General features: G+C 67.7%; 20 protein-coding genes and 1 pseudogene. 10 read left to right on the plus strand and 11 right to left on the minus strand.

The features are described from left to right. Window positions 1–24 precede the first annotated feature (24 nt). Window positions 25–951, minus strand: coding sequence for a ParB/RepB/Spo0J family partition protein (locus ACPCUW_RS09835; RefSeq protein ID WP_423424393.1), 927 nt, complete (start codon window positions 949–951; stop codon window positions 25–27). A gap of 162 nt (window positions 952–1,113) precedes the next feature. Between ACPCUW_RS09835 and ACPCUW_RS09840 the strand changes: the two genes are divergently transcribed. After that, on the plus strand, window positions 1,114–1,665 hold the full coding sequence (locus ACPCUW_RS09840; protein ID WP_030518493.1) for a TetR/AcrR family transcriptional regulator: 552 nt from the start codon (window positions 1,114–1,116) through the stop codon (window positions 1,663–1,665). Between the two features lie 8 nt (window positions 1,666–1,673). Here ACPCUW_RS09840 and ACPCUW_RS09845 read toward each other — a convergent pair whose 3' ends face one another. The 4 genes and pseudogenes from ACPCUW_RS09845 to ACPCUW_RS09860 form a co-directional block, all read right to left on the minus strand. Then, entirely contained in the window at window positions 1,674–2,729 is a 1,056-nt protein-coding gene (locus ACPCUW_RS09845) for a DUF4185 domain-containing protein (RefSeq protein WP_423424394.1), read from the minus strand. A 7-nt stretch (window positions 2,730–2,736) separates the two neighbouring features. Further along, window positions 2,737–3,072: a PQQ-binding-like beta-propeller repeat protein gene (locus ACPCUW_RS09850; protein WP_063014036.1), complete on the minus strand. Its 336-nt coding sequence runs from the start codon at window positions 3,070–3,072 to the stop codon at window positions 2,737–2,739. A gap of 240 nt (window positions 3,073–3,312) precedes the next feature. Beyond that, window positions 3,313–4,044: pseudogene (locus ACPCUW_RS09855) on the minus strand (hypothetical protein); the annotation flags it as partial. 157 nt (window positions 4,045–4,201) lie between these two features. Next, the gene (locus tag ACPCUW_RS09860) at window positions 4,202–4,804 is read right to left on the minus strand and encodes a DUF4232 domain-containing protein (protein WP_423424395.1); all 603 of its coding nucleotides are present in this window, start codon (window positions 4,802–4,804) and stop codon (window positions 4,202–4,204) included. A gap of 89 nt (window positions 4,805–4,893) precedes the next feature. Here ACPCUW_RS09860 and ACPCUW_RS09865 point away from each other — a divergent pair, with 89 nt between their 5' ends. Next, window positions 4,894–5,691: a hypothetical protein gene (locus tag ACPCUW_RS09865; protein WP_423424396.1), complete on the plus strand. Its 798-nt coding sequence runs from the start codon at window positions 4,894–4,896 to the stop codon at window positions 5,689–5,691. On the opposite strand, the gene ACPCUW_RS09870 is transcribed toward ACPCUW_RS09865, so the two are convergent. Both ACPCUW_RS09870 and ACPCUW_RS09875 read right to left on the minus strand, forming a co-directional pair. After that, window positions 5,667–6,149 carry a hypothetical protein gene (locus tag ACPCUW_RS09870; protein WP_423424397.1) on the minus strand — a complete coding sequence of 161 codons (483 nt, stop codon included), beginning with the start codon at window positions 6,147–6,149 and terminating at the stop codon, window positions 5,667–5,669. The genes ACPCUW_RS09865 and ACPCUW_RS09870 overlap by 25 nt on opposite strands. A gap of 131 nt (window positions 6,150–6,280) precedes the next feature. After that, the gene (locus ACPCUW_RS09875) at window positions 6,281–7,132 is read right to left on the minus strand and encodes a SigB/SigF/SigG family RNA polymerase sigma factor (RefSeq protein ID WP_063014175.1); all 852 of its coding nucleotides are present in this window, start codon (window positions 7,130–7,132) and stop codon (window positions 6,281–6,283) included. Between the two features lie 134 nt (window positions 7,133–7,266). Between ACPCUW_RS09875 and ACPCUW_RS09880 the strand changes: the two genes are divergently transcribed. Beyond that, complete coding sequence (locus ACPCUW_RS09880) at window positions 7,267–8,244, plus strand: adenylate/guanylate cyclase domain-containing protein (protein ID WP_063014042.1); 978 nt, start codon at window positions 7,267–7,269, stop codon at window positions 8,242–8,244. Window positions 8,245–8,261: 17 nt separating this feature from the next. Here ACPCUW_RS09880 and ACPCUW_RS09885 read toward each other — a convergent pair whose 3' ends face one another. Further along, complete coding sequence (locus ACPCUW_RS09885) at window positions 8,262–9,074, minus strand: alpha/beta hydrolase (protein ID WP_423424398.1); 813 nt, start codon at window positions 9,072–9,074, stop codon at window positions 8,262–8,264. Between the two features lie 265 nt (window positions 9,075–9,339). On the opposite strand from ACPCUW_RS09885, the gene ACPCUW_RS09890 reads away from it, so the two are divergent. Further along, the gene (locus tag ACPCUW_RS09890; protein WP_227463011.1) at window positions 9,340–9,654 is read left to right on the plus strand and encodes a cold shock domain-containing protein; all 315 of its coding nucleotides are present in this window, start codon (window positions 9,340–9,342) and stop codon (window positions 9,652–9,654) included. Between the two features lie 91 nt (window positions 9,655–9,745). Continuing rightward, window positions 9,746–10,417 (plus strand): phosphodiesterase, encoded by a 672-nt coding sequence (locus ACPCUW_RS09895; RefSeq protein ID WP_423424399.1) that lies wholly within the window; start codon window positions 9,746–9,748, stop codon window positions 10,415–10,417. Window positions 10,418–10,477: 60 nt separating this feature from the next. Here the strand turns inward: ACPCUW_RS09895 and ACPCUW_RS09900 are convergent, their stop codons facing one another. Next, a complete protein-coding gene (locus ACPCUW_RS09900) occupies window positions 10,478–10,639 on the minus strand; it encodes a hypothetical protein (protein ID WP_156747632.1) in 162 nt (53 codons plus the stop codon). 148 nt (window positions 10,640–10,787) lie between these two features. On the opposite strand from ACPCUW_RS09900, the gene ACPCUW_RS09905 reads away from it, so the two are divergent. After that, window positions 10,788–11,138 carry a hypothetical protein gene (locus tag ACPCUW_RS09905; protein WP_423424400.1) on the plus strand — a complete coding sequence of 117 codons (351 nt, stop codon included), beginning with the start codon at window positions 10,788–10,790 and terminating at the stop codon, window positions 11,136–11,138. A gap of 93 nt (window positions 11,139–11,231) precedes the next feature. Here ACPCUW_RS09905 and ACPCUW_RS09910 read toward each other — a convergent pair whose 3' ends face one another. Both ACPCUW_RS09910 and ACPCUW_RS09915 read right to left on the minus strand, forming a co-directional pair. After that, window positions 11,232–12,431, minus strand: a complete 1,200-nt coding sequence (locus ACPCUW_RS09910; RefSeq protein WP_423424401.1) for a lipid-transfer protein — start codon at window positions 12,429–12,431, stop codon at window positions 11,232–11,234. Beyond that, window positions 12,424–12,846, minus strand: coding sequence for a Zn-ribbon domain-containing OB-fold protein (locus ACPCUW_RS09915; protein WP_423424501.1), 423 nt, complete (start codon window positions 12,844–12,846; stop codon window positions 12,424–12,426). The genes ACPCUW_RS09910 and ACPCUW_RS09915 overlap by 8 nt, the downstream gene beginning before the upstream one ends. Window positions 12,847–13,048: 202 nt before the next feature. Here ACPCUW_RS09915 and ACPCUW_RS09920 point away from each other — a divergent pair, with 202 nt between their 5' ends. The 4 genes from ACPCUW_RS09920 to ACPCUW_RS09935 all read left to right on the plus strand — a co-directional run bounded on the left by ACPCUW_RS09920 (window position 13,049) and on the right by ACPCUW_RS09935 (window position 16,349). After that, window positions 13,049–13,789 carry a hypothetical protein gene (locus ACPCUW_RS09920; RefSeq protein WP_423424402.1) on the plus strand — a complete coding sequence of 247 codons (741 nt, stop codon included), beginning with the start codon at window positions 13,049–13,051 and terminating at the stop codon, window positions 13,787–13,789. A 438-nt stretch (window positions 13,790–14,227) separates the two neighbouring features. Next, complete coding sequence (locus ACPCUW_RS09925) at window positions 14,228–14,734, plus strand: SRPBCC family protein (protein WP_064905107.1); 507 nt, start codon at window positions 14,228–14,230, stop codon at window positions 14,732–14,734. A 9-nt stretch (window positions 14,735–14,743) separates the two neighbouring features. Next, the gene (locus ACPCUW_RS09930; protein ID WP_423424403.1) at window positions 14,744–15,913 is read left to right on the plus strand and encodes a zinc-dependent alcohol dehydrogenase; all 1,170 of its coding nucleotides are present in this window, start codon (window positions 14,744–14,746) and stop codon (window positions 15,911–15,913) included. A gap of 97 nt (window positions 15,914–16,010) precedes the next feature. Beyond that, the gene (locus tag ACPCUW_RS09935; RefSeq protein WP_063014056.1) at window positions 16,011–16,349 is read left to right on the plus strand and encodes a histone-like nucleoid-structuring protein Lsr2; all 339 of its coding nucleotides are present in this window, start codon (window positions 16,011–16,013) and stop codon (window positions 16,347–16,349) included. Window positions 16,350–16,357 lie beyond the last annotated feature (8 nt).

Consider the following 16,357-nt stretch of genomic DNA (forward strand, 5'->3'; position numbering starts at 1 on the left):
TGCGACGAAACGGATGCGGGGCGTTCAGATGGCGGTGTCGGAGGACTGGATCCGGTCCGCGAACGCACGCCACTCCCGCGCGTTGCGGCTGGCCAGCTCCGCGACGGTCGCGGCCAGATGCGGCGGCACCGCTTCGGCCACCCGCGGCCACATCTTGCGGTTCATGGAATGGGAATGCAACCAGCGCAACAGATCTCGTCCCTGCTGACTCGCCCGCATGGCCGGGTCGCGGGTAAGTTTCTGCAGCAGTAGGGCATTGGTATCGGGCCCTTCGGTGGTATCGCCGTCCGAGCACAGACGCTCGCGCATCTTCTTCCGGATGGCGTGCGCGGTGCTGACCGACACATCGGCGGCCGCCGCCAGTGCGCGCAGCGGCATATCCGGTGAGGCCGTGAGCAATTCGATCACCTGCTGGCGCCGACGGGAGGAATCCAGCGGCCGGGAACGGCCGTCGGCGCCGATCCGGATGTTCGACTGCGGAATTTCCCCGGTCGAACGCAATCTGATGCGCGCCACCGTCTTCGACGACAATCCGGTACTGGTGGCGATGGTACGATCGGACAATTCGGGCATCGATTCCAGGATGCGCTCCGCGGCCGCCTTCCGGTCGGGCAGCGTCAGCGGAAGCCCGTGCACCACATTGGATTCGACGCCGCGCAGGAATGCCTCCGCGGCGCTGCCGTCGAAGAACAACACCTCGATATGGGTCATGCCCTTCATCCGCGCCGCATGCACGCGGTGCATCCCGTCGATCACCCGCATGGTCGCGCGGTGGACCAGGATCGGCGGCCACTGCGACTCGCTTTCGGCCAGCCGCACGATGTGGCGGCGATCCTCCCCGGTGGAACGCGGCGAATCCGCCGGCAGCAGCCGCTGCAGTTCGACTCGATAACACGCATCGGATGTCAGCGGCACCACTGCGCCGACGTTCGCTTTACGCTGAGCGGACATTCCAGCCCCCAAAAGAAGTTCGTCCGGAACGGGACCGGTCACCGATGACCGCAACCGGCCGTTCGAAACCCGGTGCCGGGCCGACCGATCGGTCACAGCGTAGGCGCGCCGGATGATCACGACTAGACTTTCCGAACAGAACGCTCCAGGAGTGCCCTCGCCATGACAGTCGTCGCCGAATCCGGCCGCGCCACCCTGCTCACCGCCGGCATGGTCGTAGCCGAACGCGAAGGACTACAGCGCCTTTCGATCAATGCCGTGGTCGAAGAGGCGGGCATGGCCAAGGGCACCTTCTATCGGCATTTCCCCAACCGCCACACCTACCTGGTGGCGCTGTATCGCCAGTTCTTCACGCTCATCAGCGCGCGAGTGGCGGAGGCGATCAGGGGGATGGCGCCGGGTCCGGACCGGCTCGCGGTCAGCGTCGACGCCTTCCTCGACGCCTGCCTGCACAGCTGCGGCACCGAGGCCTTCATGCTGCAAGCCCAGTCGGATCCCGGCCTGCGTACCGAGATCGCCCAGCGGCGCGAGGGTTTCCTCGCCGCCAGCCGACCCGATATGGTCGCGGTCGGCTGGTCCGATCCGGATGCCGCGTCGATGTTGAAGGTCGCGATGGTGCGCGAGATCTGCATCGCCGAACTCGACACCCGCGCCCCGCGCGCCGACCTGCGCGCCGCGGCGAAGGCGATGCTCGCCGGTCGCCCGCCGCGCTGACCCGGCGGCTACGGTGTGATGCCGTCGAACTGCATCACCCAATACGGATTGTTCGTGGTGGTGTTCCATTGCGAGACATACAGAGTGATGTCCGTGAGTGAGCTCGATCGCGGGTGGATGTAGCCGCCGTAGAGTTGCGGGAAGGTACGAACCCAGAACTGCCACCACGGTGCGGAGGCGACGATCTGCCGTTTCGGCGACGTCCAGACGCGATCGATGGCCGGTGCGGTGCGGGTCGAGATGCAGGCGCCGGCGACGTCGAAGTAGGACATCACCCACGTCCCGGCGATGTTCTTCACACTCACCTCGCCGATCGGGCCCATACCGCCGAACAGCGGCGTGGGAGTGGGATTGCCCCACTGCCAGGCCGAACCGTTGTAGCCCCAGTATTCGTAATCGGCGCGGACGGCGATCTGCTGCCACGGCACGCGCATCAGGATCGGGCCGTTGCGATTGTGGCTGCGGCCCCACTCCTTGGAGACGATGTACAGATAGCCGTCGCCGTTGTTGTTCCCGATGCCGGCGAAGGACTGCATCATGAACGGACTCCAGCCGGCGTAGCCGTCATTGCCGTCGTTGGGCCAGACGGCCGCGTAATCGGTCCAGGTCGCGCCGTCGTCGTCGGAGTAGGCCAGGCCGCAGAACAGCGCGCCGTATCGATCGTCGGGGATGCTCCAGTCGTGAACACTGGTGTAGGTCAGCCACGTCCGCCCGTTCGGATCGACGAACGCGTCGTTGGGAATGCGGCTGACCTCCACCCCGTAGCCGTTGTCGGCGTTGTGGGCGTAGGTGAGCGCCTGGCGCGCCTGCGCGCCACCGGGGGTCGCGGAAAAGGTGGTGGTGGCGTCCGGGAGGTTCGAACTGAACAGCAACACCGGCGAGCCGAGCCAGGTGCCGGACCCCTGACTGTCGCCGGTGAACGTGTCGCCGAAGACGAATCCCGACGCGCGCGGCGCGAAATGATCTCGGTCGTACGGGATTCCGAGATCGGTGCCACCTACACCGAATTGTCTGGCCGTACTTCCGGCGTACCCGGTGAGCGGAGTCCCCCAGTGCGTCGCCATCGCCGGCTCATGCCGGGGCGGCGAGCACGAACCGGGTCCATGCCGCGGCTCGGTTGGCGTTCTCGGTACACACCTGCCCGGTGGTCAGGTCGATGGCATAGACACAGCCGTCGGGGACCCCGCCGTTGAAGGTGGCGAACCAGGCCGTCGGCCCGGCCTGCGGTCCGGTACAGGATGCGACGTCGGCGAAAGCTCCTTCCGGGAACGCGATCTCGGCGGCCGTGGCGGTGGTGAGGGCGGCGAGGGTGCCGCCCGCGGCGGCCGCTGTCGCCGCCGCCCGGACCTGGGGCACACAGTCGGTGATCACGAAGAAGCGGCCGTTCGTACTGGCGATTGTCGGCATGCGAATACTCCGTCGGGGGCTTTACGGATGGGGAGGCTGGAAGCCGGGGATGTCGAGTTTCTGCCCGATGGCCGCGATGGCGTCGACCAGGGACCAGCCGCCCAGTTGCGGCCAGCCGGTGCCCTGCAGGCCGCGCATCTGGATCCACTCGTCGCGGATGCGTCCGTCGGAGTCACGCGGCAGCGGCACCTGGGTGGGACCCGGCGGCGCCGCGAAGCCCGGCAGGCCGAGGGTCTGCCCCACGCTGGCGACACCGTCGACGAGCGTATGGCCGGCCAGTTGCGGCCAGCCGTTGCCGCCGATCCCCATGAACTGAATCCACATGTCGGTCACCGGATCCGGTGCCACCGTGCCGACGCCGACCTGATTGGCGAAATCCTCCGGGGAGAAGCCGTCGGCGGAGTTCATATCGCAGTTGCCGAAGGGCGGGGCGCCCTCGGGCAGGCCGCCGCCGTAGCCCTGACCGTCGGTGTACTGGTGCGCGATCTGGCCGGGCAGGTTCGGATTGCTGCCGTAACCCGCGCCGATCATGTTGAGGCCGTCCGGGCGCACCGGCCACATGCTGTCGAAATCCGGGCGGTTGGCGTAGCCGATGACCCGGCGGGTCGAGCCCAGCCAATCGGCCAGCCGCCAATAGGCGCGGTTGATTCCGTCCGACTGATCCCCGCCGGGATTGCCGCCCGACTCCACATCGATCATCGCGATCATCTTCGGATGCGGGCCACCCGCCTGACCGACCATGCCCCGGTGGGTGTCGACGGTATCGAGCCAGTTCGGCCGCCAATAGAAGTAGACGATGAAGCAGGCGATGCGTCCGGAATCGGCGGCCCGGGCCGCCCAGGCATAGTTCTGATAGAAGTTGTGGTCCTGGTAGGTCCCGTCGTTGGAACGGAACGAGAAGAGCTGATACGGGTAAGAGTCGTCGACCGGCACTTGGAACTCGGACACGTCGGCGAAAAGGGAATCGACCATATTCCCCTCCAAGAGTCGACCGGTCCTCGGCAGGACCGGGTTTCGAGTGGGTGGCTATCTCATTGTCCGAGGCTACGCCTGTCCCGTCATCGATAGTGCGGTTCTCGTGACCGCGTCGTAATCGGCGGTCTCCCAACGAAACCCGTCGAAGATCGAATTACCGCCCCTCGGCGCCCGGTACGAGGGCGCGCACCCGCAGCTGGTGTGCAGTCATTTGTCCGTTACCGCACGCCGTCGCCGCATGGTCGAGATACAGCGATGCGGTGTTGTCGGGCGGGTAGATTCGCAGCCCCGGCACGTCGACGGGCCCGCACTGCTCGGCCGGAATGTTGTGCACGTCGACCGCGAACACCAGCGCCGACGCCTGGCCGCCGGGCGCCAGCGAGACCGGACCGGACGCGGTTCCCTCGCGGGCGGCCGGAGTGCCGACGGGTGCGCTGTCGGGGCCGGTGGCGTAGGAGACGCCCGGGAAACCTTCGAGGACACACGGGCCGGACCCGTTGTTGGTGAACACGACCGGAAACGCGACAGTTCCGGCAGCGGCGTTCGCGGGCCCGAGCGCGGCCGCGAGATCGGATGTCCGGCATTGTGCCGCAACGGCATTCGCGGCGCGGGTGGGCGGGGTACCATCGTCGGAAGGTACCGAACCCACGTGTAAGGCCGGGGCCGCGCTCGTATTCGGAGTGTCCGGCGCCGACTGGTCCGACCCGCAGCCGGCGACGATCACAGCCACGGCCGCGGTGAGCGACCACCATGCCATCCGCCTTCTTTTCACAACACCCGACCGTACTCGGTTCGGGGCCGACCGTGGAAGATCCGTCGAAGTTCGTCGCGGGCAAGGAGAACCCGATGATCGACATCATCACGTTGCGAGGAACCGGAGAGCCCCGGAACGCGGACGGCAGCCCCGCGGGCATGCTGGCCGCGGTCACCGATCTGCTCTCGACCGACAGCTTCAGCTTCTTCGAACCCGACTGGCCCGCCTCGGTCGGGCCCGATCCGAATCTGTGGGGGCCGTCGCTGGACACCTCGGTCCGGCTGGGTATCGCCGCGGGGGTCGAGGCGATTCAGCAGTCGCCGAATGTCTGTGCGCTGCTGAGCTATTCGCTCGGCGGCATCTGCGCGAGCCGGATACTCGAAGGGGTGGCCACGGGTGAGTACACCAACACCGACGGCAGCCCGCTCGAGATCGCCTTCGCCGTCTTCATCGCCAACCCCCTGCGCAAGGCCGGCGATTCGGTGAACAACCTGTGCCCGCCCACGACCTACGGCTTGCACGGTCAGCACGGCACCTGGCCCGCGGCGGTCGCCACCCGGGAGTACGCGAACTCGGGCGACATCATCACCGCGTCTCCGGCCGACTCGCCGCTTCGCGTCATCGACGTGGGCATCTCGCCGTTCTCGTTCGTCGAGGGCGCGCGTTTCGGCAACGCGAGCTATCTCATCTTCGCGCAGCTGCTGGAGTTCCTGATGTCGAATCCGGTGGCCAACCTGCAACGATTCGCCACCGCCGTCAACGGCGTGATCGGTTATCTCACTCCGTATCCCGACGGCCAGCACGTGTTGTATCCGGCACACGACATGCCGGGCACCGATGTGACCTGGACGACCGCGGCGGCCAACTACATCACGGAGAACTTCGCGTAGGGCCGATCACCGCGCCGGCGCGCCGGACCGGCGGGCACACGTGCGTGGATGTCGGCCGGAGGCAGGGGAACCGACCAGACGAGGCGAGCACCCCGCTCGACAGCGCAGTGCCCGCCCAGCAGTCGCGCCCGTGCGCTCGAGCCGAGCAGCGGCGGCAGGAGGATTCCGACCGGACCGGTGGCTTCGACGACCACCGTCACCGTCGTCGTGACCGACACCATGACGACGACGGTGTCGGCGCCGGGTTGGGCGACGAGGTGCCGCACGGCCTCGTCGATCACCGCTTCGGCGTGCAGGATCAGATAATCCGGGACCGCGCGCACCGGGCCGGTGACCGCGGTGACGATGCGGAGCAGGGTGTGACCGGCGTGGCGGCGCATCACCTCGTCGATGCGCATCAACAGTCCGGGAACGCCGGCAGCACGGGGGGCGGTGGTGACCGCTGGAGTCTCAGCCATCGATCGGCCCGACCTCTCTCGCCGAGAAAACGAACCGACCCTGCGGTCTAGAATCGGCACGCCCTACCGATCATGGCCGCAGGTCCGGACATTCGGGTACGGAACCGGCAAATTCGGTGCCGGCGCGCAGGTCACGCCACGGCGCGCAGATGCCGGGGGCGCGTGGGTTCGGCGAGCGCCTGGTCGCGCAGACCGCTGAGGACGCGGCTGAGGATCCGCGAGACCTGCATCTGCGAGATACCGTGCAGCGCAGCGATCTCGGACTGGGTCTTGTTCTCGTAGAAGCGCTGGATCAAGATCTTGCGCTCCTGCTCGGGCAACGCCTCGATCAGCGGTTTCACCGTGATGGCATCCTCGGTGAACTCGTAGCGCGGTTCGTCGACCGCCAGCCGGGCGCCCAGCGGCGTGGGGCTGTCGCTCTCGGCGGACTGGGTTTCGTCGAGCGAGTCGCACAGATAGCTGTTGGCCGCGACGGTGGCCTGCACGACCTCCTCGACCGGGACGTCGAGGGCGCGGGCGAGTTCATGGCTGCTGGGCTCGCGGCCGAGTTGCTGTGACAGCACCAGGCTGTGCTGGGAGATGCGGGCGCGCAGTTCCTTCATCCGGCGCGGCACCTTCACCGCCCACCCGCTGTCGCGGAAGTAACGCCGCACCTCCCCCATGATCGTCGGCACGGCGAAGCCCAGGAACGGTGCGCCCCGGGAAACGTCGTAACGGTCCACCGACAGCACCAGTGCGAGATTGGCGACCTGTTGCAGGTCCTCCCGCGACTGGCCGCGGCCCTCGTACCGGCGGGCGATATGGGCGGCCAGCGGCATGCAGTCGGCGATGATCTGCTCCCGCAGCCGGGCCCGGCGCGGGTCGGCGGCATCGAGTTCGGCCAGCGCACGGAAGGAATCTTCGATTCCGTCATAGGAATTGCGGCCACCGTCGTCGCGAGCGGTCGCGGAACGGGGCGAGGCAGCAGTGGTATCGGTGCTCATGATCGTCTCCGCAGCTTCCGTATGAACCATGCCGCCCTGGGTATCCGCGGCTCGGACGCTCAAACAAGATTTTTCGGTCGAATCCGTCCGAACGACGGCGGCGCCATCCCCGCCGCGTGTGCTGTACTTGCCGGGTGAGCGAGTCTGGTGAGCCGGCCGACGTGGTCGACGCGGTGGTCGAAAAAACTCTCCTCGGTGGTCCCCGCCGCTACACCCGCGCTCAGGTCGCCGAGCTGTCCGGGGTCTCGGTCGACAGCGCCCGCAAACTGTGGATCGCCTTGGGCTTTCCGGCGGCGGCCAGTGACGACGAGGAGGCGTTCACCGAGGCCGACGTCGCGGCGGTACGCACCTTCTGCGCGTTGGGCCCGGCCTCGAATGTCAACGAGCAGAACCAGATTGCCGCGGCCCGTACCCTCGGGCAGTCCATGGCGCGGCTGGCCGAATGGCAGGCGGACCTGATCACCCGCGAACTCGGCGCCGGCACCGATGCCGAGGCCACCACCCACGCCATCGAGGTGCTCACCGACCTGCAGCAGTACGCCTGGCGGCGCCATCTGGCCGCGGCGCTGAGCCGGTCGCTCGAATCCGACGGCGCCGCACGGCAATTGCTCGTCGGCTTCGCCGATATGGCCGGCTACACCCGGCTCTCGCGCCACCTCGACCCCGACGAGCTGACCGATCTGCTGGAAGCGTTCGAAACCGCCACCACCGAGGCGATCACCGCCCACGGCGGCTGGGTGATCAAGAACGTCGGCGACGAGGTGATGTTCGCCGTCGACGATCCGCACCGGGGCGCGCGCATCGCGCTGGCCCTGCATGTGGCGATCGGCCGGGCGGCACAGAAGATTTCGGAGATGCCCCAGATCCGGGTGGGCCTGGCCTACGGTCCCGTGCTGACCCGCTTCGGCGATCTCTACGGCACGGTGGTCAACACCGCCGCACGGCTGACCGGTGTCGCCCGTCCCGGCACGGTGCTCGTGGACGACGGCGCGGCCGCGGCCCTGGCCGGCGACACCGAATTCTCCCTCCGTCACCTACGCAGCGTGCGCGTGAAGGGATTCTCCCGCCTGCGTTCCCATGTGCTCCGGGAGCGTCAGCGCAAACAGCGCTGACGATCATGCCGCGGCGGCTATGTCGTCGCCGCGGCCGCCGACGCGATCACATCGGCCACCACGGCCGGCTGGGAGACGAGCGCGACGTGTGACGCCTGTACCTCGCTGGTGTGCGCGCCGATCCGGCCCGCCATCCACCGTTGCGCGGCGGGCGGGATCACGGTGTCGTTCGCCGAGACCAGATACCAGCTGGGCGTGTTCGACCACGCGGGCGATCCGGACGGCTCGACATTCGCCGCCACCGCGAGCGATTTCTGGTGGGCGAGCATGGTCGCGGCCGTGGCGTCGCTGACATCGGGGGCGAACACCTGATGGAACGAGGCGTCGGCGATGTAGGCGTCGAGGTTGCGGCCGAGGGCGTTGCTCGAATCGTCGACGACCTTCATCTGCAGTGCGGGCGGCAGTAGTTGGCTACCGGGGAAACGGATCGGATCGAGCGCCAGGGCCACCGGCTCGCCCTGCGCCGGCGCGAATGCCGCCACGAACACCAGCGCCTTCACGTTCGGATTGTGGATGTTCGTGATCACCGCGCCGCCGTAGGAATGGCCGACCAGGACCACCGGACCGGAGATTCCGGCGACGGTCTTCTCGACCGCCGCGGCGTCGTAGGCCGGTCCGCGCAGCGGATTCTCGGGCACCACCACCTGGTATCCCCGCCCGCGCAAATCGCCGGCGACGGCGTCCCAACTGGTGGTGTCGGCGAACGCGCCGTGAACCAGCACGATCGTCGGCATTGTCTGAGCGTTCACGGGTCCGAATGCCGCCACGACGAAACCGGCGATCAGCGCGAACACGATCGAAACGGCTTTCGCGAAACGGGTGATCCTCATGGCTGTCCCTTCATCGCTGCGCCGGCGGGCATACGCGCACGGCCGGCAACCAATGGGCAAAGGCGACCTGGCAGCGACGATAGCGCTCTCGGGAGTAGACCGGCAGCCGATCCGGAAGATCCGTTCACCCGGCCCGGAAGCGGAGTCGACGGGAAACAGCAGGGCTTGTTTGGCCGCGGTACGACCGGGTATCTCGGGCGTCGGCGCCGGGAAGCCGGTGACCGGCCACCAGTTTTCCCCACCCGCGACCGGAATGAGTTTGCGCATGACCGTGACCTGGACACCCGCCGTTGTTCCCGCCGAGCACCGGGCCCACCCGGATCCGCACCTCATGCCGGTCGACGACAAGCTGCCGGGCTGGCAGCGGGGGCAGGTCACGTGGTTCAACGCCGAGAAAGGGTTCGGCTACCTCACCAGCGCCTCCGGGGACGCGGTCTTCGTCGACTACCGCACGATCGACATGCCCGGCTACAAAACTCTCAGCCCCGGGCAGACGGTGGTCTTCACCGTGACCCACACCAGCGGCGGGCCCGAGGCCACACAGGTCCTCCCGTACCCGCACGCCGGCGACGAATCCTGACTGCGGAGGCGAATACCTCGGCCGTGACGGGGTACCGGCCAGATGTCGGCTGCCGCCGATCCGACCCGACCGTCACGACGAAAGCAGAGATGTGAAAGCCGAACGCCTGGTCGAGGAATCGTTCGAGCTGGTCGCCCGCATCCGGCGTGCCCGCGTCTTCCATCCGCGCGGCCTCTGGTTCAGCGGGCGCCTGCACTCCGCGCCGGCCTTCGAGAGGTATTTCGGGGACGGAGAACGCGACGTCGAGGTTCGCCTGTCCAAGGCCCTCGGCATGCCGGGACGGCTGCCCGACGCCGTGGGAATCGGACTGCGCGTGCAGACCCCCGGCGGGCGCTGGGACCTCGCGCTGGCATCGACACCCACCGGCACGCTGACCCGATTTTTCGCGATACCTGTCCCGTCGTGGCGCCACGCGACCTACGGGACGCTCATGGCCTATCGGTTCGACGGCGGCGCACCCCAGTGGATATTCGCCCGGCCGGACGCCGATCAACCTGCGGACGCCTCCCTGGCGACGCTGCGCGAATACACGACCACTCACGGCCTCGGTTTCACACTGACCGCCGGGCGACTGCACGGACCCGAGGAACCGTTCGCGAATCTGCGGCTCACCGCCGAAACCGTCGCCCCACCGCCCGAGGACGCCGTCGACCCGACCCTGTACCACCCGCCCGGCGTCGCGCTGGCCCCGGGGTTCGTCACTCGCATCCGGCGCAGCGCCTACCGGGGCAGCCGCGAAGGACGCGGCGCCGAACAACCGTAGCAGCCGGTCGAAACCACTGCGGCGCTGAGGATTTACGGCGCTGAGGATTTCGCCCTTCCGTCAGGCGGCCGGCCGGGGCGGGTCGGCCGACAGGCCCATGATGTCGTTCCACCACGAATCGAGGGGGCTGGGGTCCGGCCAGCTCACCGCGGCCGGTTGTTCGGCCGGCATCGAGGCCACGGCTTCATCGTCGACGAACACGGAATCTCTGTTACTCGGCATGCGGCTCACTCCTCGTTCCCCCAAGATCACTGCTGACTACCGAAAACCCCGATCCCGGCCTGCCAAACCACTTTTTCGTCACACGCCCCGGACCGTAGGGTTGCCGACACAGGCCAGTGAACTCTTCTCCGCCCAGCAAGGAGTGGAATTGCCGATTTTCACCTTCCGCCGTGTCCTCACCGCCGCCGCGATTTCGGGCGCCGGACTCGCCGCACTGGCACCGAGCGCGGCCGCCCAACCCACCATCTACCACCCGGTGATCACACCGTGCAGCCAGCAGTTCCGTACCCCGCTGGAACCACCGCGACCGGGCACCGAGGTGTATTGGAGTCCGTTCGGCACCGCCGGCATGGTGTGCTACGACGACGGCACCGGCATTCAGCGCTACTACCAGCGTGATCCCGCCGGCAGCTGGCACGACATCAACGAACTGCTGCCGGGCCAGCACTTCTATGTGATCTTCACGTCCACCGTGCCGGACCGGGCCACCTGGGGCTGAGCGAACCGGACCGCTGCCACGCCGGCGGCCCCGAACCCTCCCGGATACGCGAAAACCCGGGTCGCACCCGGGTTTTCGTGAGCGGAGCGGAGTTCAGCGGGTGGCGATGATCGCCGAACCGTGGCCGAACAAGCCCTGGTTCACGGCGATACCGGCGCGGGCGTTCTCCACCTGACGACCGTCGGCCCGGCCGCGCAACTGCCAGGTGAGTTCGCAGATCTGAGCGATCGCCTGCGCCGGGATGGCCTCACCGAAGCAGGCCAGGCCACCGCTGGGGTTGACCGGCACTCGACCGCCCAAAGTGGTTGCGCCGCTGCGCAACAGCTCCTCGGCACCGCCGATCTCGCACAGCCCGATGTCTTCGTACCAGTCCAGTTCCAGCGCGGTGGACAGGTCGTAGACCTCCGCGAAGGACAGGTCGGCGGGGCCGAGCCCGGCCTCCTCGTAGGCGGCGTCCGCGATCGCGGACCGGAACGAACGCGAGGGCGTATCGAAGGCCACCGCCGAGTCGGTCGCGAAATCCGGCAGATCGAGCACGGTCTTCGGGAAGGTGGGCGTGACCGTCGACAGCGCCCGGATGCGGACCGGGTCTGCGATGCCGTGGCGGCGGGCGTAGTCCATCGACGTCAGCACCAGCGCGGCGCCGCCGTCGCTGGTCGCGCAGATGTCGAGCAGCCGCAACGGATCCGACACGATCGCCGACGCGGCGACCTCCTCGGCCGCGACCTCCTTGCGGTAGCGGGCATAGGGGTTGTTCAGGCCGTGCTTGGCGTTCTTGACCTTGACGGCGGCGAAATCGTCGAGCGTGGCCCCGTGCAGCGCTATCCGTCGGCGCGCGTACAGCGCGAAGTAGATGGGGTTGGTGGCGCCGAGCAGGTGGAAGCGCAACCAGTCCGGATCGTCGCGGCGTTCACCGCCGACCGGCTGGAAGAAACCCTTCGGCGCGGCATCGGCACCGACCACGAGCGCCACATCGGTCAACCCGGCCAGAATCTGGGCCCGCGCGTTGGCGATGGCCTGGGCGCCGGAGGCACAGGCGGCGTAGCTGCTCGAGATGCGGGCGCCGGACCAGCCGAGCGCCTGGGCGAACGTCGCACCCGACACGAATCCCGGGTAGCCGTTGCGGATCGTGTCCGCGCCGGCGATGTAGCCGACGTCGCGGTGGTCCACGCCGGCATCGGCCAGCGCCGCCCGCGCGGCCACCAGGCCGTATTCGACGAAGTTGCGTCCCCATTTGCCCCACTGGTGCATTCCCGCACCGAGGACGGCGATATCGCGATCGTTGTCAGGCATCGACCGGCCTCCACATCCACACCGTGTGTTCCGCATCCTCGTCCTCGTACAGCACGCCCAAGGCCAGTTCGACCGGCATGCCGACGGCCAGGTCGTCCACGGTGAGGCCGCGCACGACCTGCCCGAGAATCACCATCTGCTCTTCCTCGAGCTCCACCGCTGCGACGACGTAGGGCTCGAACGGATCCGGCGAGACATAGGGCGCGGGCGGTTTGTAGCGGGCGTCCGCGTACGACCAGATCCGGCCTCGCGTGGAGAACAGGTACTCGACCAGCTCGGATCCGTCCTTGGGACTCGCACACTGCGGGTTGCGGCAGGCCAGGGTGTTCCGAGGGAAATACGGTGTGCCGCACACATCGCAGCGACTTCCCTGGAGACGTACCGTGCCGTCGTCCGCAGTGAACCAACCTTCCACGGCGGGGCGTTGTTCTTTCTGCACAGCGCCGACGATATAGGAACACGTTCTACTTTGGCGAGGAATTCCGCTCCGCCGATGCGCCCCCGCGGGTACGGTGAGACCTCGTCGAGGACGGTCCCCACCCGCGAGCCGATCGGGAGTACGCAACGCGATGGGCGTGAAAATCATTGACCCGCAGTCGATTCGCAACGTCACGCTCGTGGGCGAGCCCGAAGAGACGACGGCGCTCATCCGCCGGCTGCGTCGCCGGCCCACCGCACCCGGGTCCCGCTCAGCGGTCACCGTCGAGTGGGTGACCGACCGCGCCGAGCACACGGTTCGCATCACCGAACTGTCGAGCCACGCGCCCATCGCGGAACTCGAACGGGCCATCCGGACGGCCGACGGAGTGGTCGTGCCGATGAACGCGGCCGCGACGAGCGCTCCGCGACTCGAGGCGATACTGCGGGTGGCCGACGACCACCAGGTCGCACGCCTGTGCCTGGTGCGCGGACTCGACCAGCACGCCGCGGACTTCGGTCACTGCGTGCGCACGGTCGCCGCCACCCGCGGAGCGGTGCCGGTGACGCTGCAGATGCCGCTCGGCATCGGCGCCGAATTCGAAGGCGTCATCGATCTGGTACCGATGTGGGAACTCGAACCGATGGCCGCCGAATTCTTCGGCAGTCACTGGCCGGCCGCCGTACAGCGGTATCACGAACTCGTGGACACGGTGCTGGCGCAGGACACCGCGCGGCCCCGCCTGCCGGGCACGGGGAAGATGCCACCGCGACAGTTGCACGACCGGATCCGCCACCTCACCCGGATCGGCGATGTCGTACCCGTCCTGTGCGATGCGTCGCCGCACACCGACGACATCACCGCACTGCTGGACGCGATGGTCCGGTACCTGCCGTCGCCGATGCATGTCTGCCAGCCGGAGCATGCCCTCGACCAGTGAACGACCCGGCGCTACCCACACACGCGGGGAATTCGGCTCACCGGTAGCGAGCCGAATCCGTCACGTTCACCAACCGGAGCCGGAGCCACCCGAACCGGTGTTGGAGAGAATGGTGCCGATCACCATCTGCAGGATGCCAGCGACTGAGCCAAGAAATTCCACGGTGTCCTCCGACTTACTCATCGCCGAGTGTCCGGCGTAGCCGTGAACCTAGCTCAGCAATCTTATGAAAGAAGGACGTTTCAGAAAATTCGCCGCACTCGACCGAGTCGGCGCACGCCTCGCTTCCCACGTGAGGACACCCGGGACCGACACTCTACCGGTCGGGAAAGTCTCATCCGAAACGATCACTGCCGGCCCGCGACCTTGCGGCAATCGGCGTTTACCACCTTCGGTCCCGGGTAGCTCGCCAGCGAAGCGACCGGCGAGGAGGACCGGATGAACGTCACCGATGCGGTCAAGGATCGACTGGGCACGGTGGTTACGAAAGTGGTGGGCGCGGCCTCCGGGTACGGCCATCCGCAGTCGGTGACGATCGCCCGCCCGCGCGAGGATGTGGAGCGGCTCTGGCGCGATCCCCACCGGTTGTCCCGGGTGTTCGGGGATGTGGCCTCGGTGAGCAGCGAGGACGGTCACCGGTTCGAGTGGCGGCTGGGTTCGCACGGCAACGAAACCGGCACGTGGACAACCACACTGACCGAAGGTCCGGGAACACTGCGGTTCACCGGCACCGAGGCCGCCGGCGCCGCCCTGCAACTGAACTTCCGCGACGCGCCCCGCGGGCTGGGCACCGAAGTGACCTTGTCGGTGCTGGCGCCGATCGCCGATGTCCTCACCGATACCGCCGCATTCGCGGTCCTCTACCGTGCGCGGGCGCTGCTGCAGACCGGCGAGATACCGACCCTCGCCGGTAATCCGAGCGCGCGTGCCTCCTCGGACGAATAGGAACGATTCATGCGCGCACTGTGCTGGAACGGGGTCAACGATCTCGCCGTCGAAACCGTGCCCGACCCCTCGGTGGTCAACCCGCACGACGCGATCGTCGCGGTCCATCTGAGCACCACCTGCGGTTCGGATCTGCATTTCATCGACGGCTACCTGCCCGGGATGCGGCAGGGCGACGTCTTCGGACACGAATTCGTCGGCGAAGTCGTCGATGTCGGGCCGGAGGTGAACCACCGTACGGTGGGTGAGCGCGTCGTCGTCCCCTCGTTCATCGGCTGCGGCTCCTGCTGGTTCTGTGAGCACGAACTGTGGGCGGCATGCGACACCACCAACCCGAACGCACACCTGCAGCGCCCCGCGCTCGGCTATCCGACCGCCGGCATCTACGGCTACACCCATCCCTTCGGCGGATATCAGGGTTCGCACGCCCAATACGTGCGGGTGCCCTTCGCCGACGTCAACTGCTTCCCCGTCCCCCGGGAGATCACCGACGAACAGGCCCTGTTCGTCTCCGACGCCGTGCCGACCGGTCTGATGGGCGCCGAATTCTGTGACATCTCTCCCGGCGATACGGTCGCGATCTGGGGCAGCGGCGGGGTCGGCCTGATGGCCGGGCACTCGGCGCGGCTGCTCGGCGCGGATCGCGTGATCGTCATCGACCGCTATCGGGAACGATTGGCACTGGCGCGCAAGCATTTCGACGCCGAAACCATCGACTACACCGCGGTGGACAGCGTGCAGAACACCATCGCCGAGATGACCGGCGGCCGCGGCCCGGACGCATGCGTCGACGCGGTCGGCATGGAAGGGCACGGCACCGGACTGCAGAACGCCTACGACCGCGCCAAACAACTTCTGCGTCTCGAAACCGACCGCGCGACACCTCTGCGCGAGGCGCTGCTGGCGTGCCGCAAGGGCGGTGTGGTGTCGGTGCTCGGCATCTACGGCCTGACCGACAAATTCCCGATGGGCATCGTCACCAACAAAAGCCTCACGATCCGCAGCGCGCAACAGCACGGCCAGCGCTACGTGCGGCGCATCTTCGACTACATCCAGCAGGGCGACCTCGACCCGTCCTACCTGATCACCCACGACCTGCCCCTCGAGGACTCCGTACGCGGATACGACATGTTCAAGAACAAACGGGAAGGCTGCGTGCGCGCGATCTTCCGCCCGTGACCCGAGCCGCGGTCCTCACCCTGCTCAACGACGCTCTCGCGAACTCGATTAGCATTTTCGCCGCGTCACATACGAGCTGAGTGGAGGGTGGGTTTTCATGGCCAAGAAGGTCATCGTCGAGCTGGTGGACGACTACGACGGCAAGTCCGATGCCGACCAGACGGTGCACTTCGGCATCGACGGAGTCGAATACGAAATCGACCTGTCGACCAAGAACGCCGAGAAGCTGCGCAAGATCTTCGAGCAGTGGACCGAGCCCGCCCGCAAGGTCGGCCGAAACCGCAAGGGCGCCGTCAAATCCGGTACCGCCCGCACGACACCGGACCGGGAGCAGACGGCCGCCATCCGGGAGTGGGCGCGCAACAACGGCTACGAGATCTCCAGCCGCGGCCGCATCCACAAGGACATCGTCGAGGCGTACAACAAAGCCGGCTAGACCCCGGT

This window comes from Nocardia sp. AB354 (assembly GCF_049538315.1).
Lineage (GTDB): Bacteria > Actinomycetota > Actinomycetes > Mycobacteriales > Mycobacteriaceae > Nocardia > Nocardia nova.

Bases quoted from the DNA above. Each gene is read 5' to 3' on its own strand.
- ACPCUW_RS09835 (WP_423424393.1), bottom strand. From the start codon at position 951: ATGTCCGCTCAGCGTAAAGCGAACGTCGGCGCAGTGGTGCCGCTGACA.
- ACPCUW_RS09840 (WP_030518493.1), top strand. From the start codon at position 1,114: ATGACAGTCGTCGCCGAATCCGGCCGCGCCACCCTGCTCACCGCCGGC.
- ACPCUW_RS09845 (WP_423424394.1), bottom strand. From the start codon at position 2,729: ATGGCGACGCACTGGGGGACTCCGCTCACCGGGTACGCCGGAAGTACG.
- ACPCUW_RS09850 (WP_063014036.1), bottom strand. From the start codon at position 3,072: ATGCCGACAATCGCCAGTACGAACGGCCGCTTCTTCGTGATCACCGAC.
- ACPCUW_RS09860 (WP_423424395.1), bottom strand. From the start codon at position 4,804: ATGGCATGGTGGTCGCTCACCGCGGCCGTGGCTGTGATCGTCGCCGGC.
- ACPCUW_RS09865 (WP_423424396.1), top strand. From the start codon at position 4,894: ATGATCGACATCATCACGTTGCGAGGAACCGGAGAGCCCCGGAACGCG.
- ACPCUW_RS09870 (WP_423424397.1), bottom strand. From the start codon at position 6,149: ATGGCTGAGACTCCAGCGGTCACCACCGCCCCCCGTGCTGCCGGCGTT.
- ACPCUW_RS09875 (WP_063014175.1), bottom strand. From the start codon at position 7,132: ATGAGCACCGATACCACTGCTGCCTCGCCCCGTTCCGCGACCGCTCGC.
- ACPCUW_RS09885 (WP_423424398.1), bottom strand. From the start codon at position 9,074: ATGAGGATCACCCGTTTCGCGAAAGCCGTTTCGATCGTGTTCGCGCTG.
- ACPCUW_RS09890 (WP_227463011.1), top strand. From the start codon at position 9,340: ATGACCGTGACCTGGACACCCGCCGTTGTTCCCGCCGAGCACCGGGCC.
- ACPCUW_RS09900 (WP_156747632.1), bottom strand. From the start codon at position 10,639: ATGCCGAGTAACAGAGATTCCGTGTTCGTCGACGATGAAGCCGTGGCC.
- ACPCUW_RS09910 (WP_423424401.1), bottom strand. From the start codon at position 12,431: ATGCCTGACAACGATCGCGATATCGCCGTCCTCGGTGCGGGAATGCAC.
- ACPCUW_RS09925 (WP_064905107.1), top strand. From the start codon at position 14,228: ATGAACGTCACCGATGCGGTCAAGGATCGACTGGGCACGGTGGTTACG.
- ACPCUW_RS09930 (WP_423424403.1), top strand. From the start codon at position 14,744: ATGCGCGCACTGTGCTGGAACGGGGTCAACGATCTCGCCGTCGAAACC.
- ACPCUW_RS09935 (WP_063014056.1), top strand. From the start codon at position 16,011: ATGGCCAAGAAGGTCATCGTCGAGCTGGTGGACGACTACGACGGCAAG.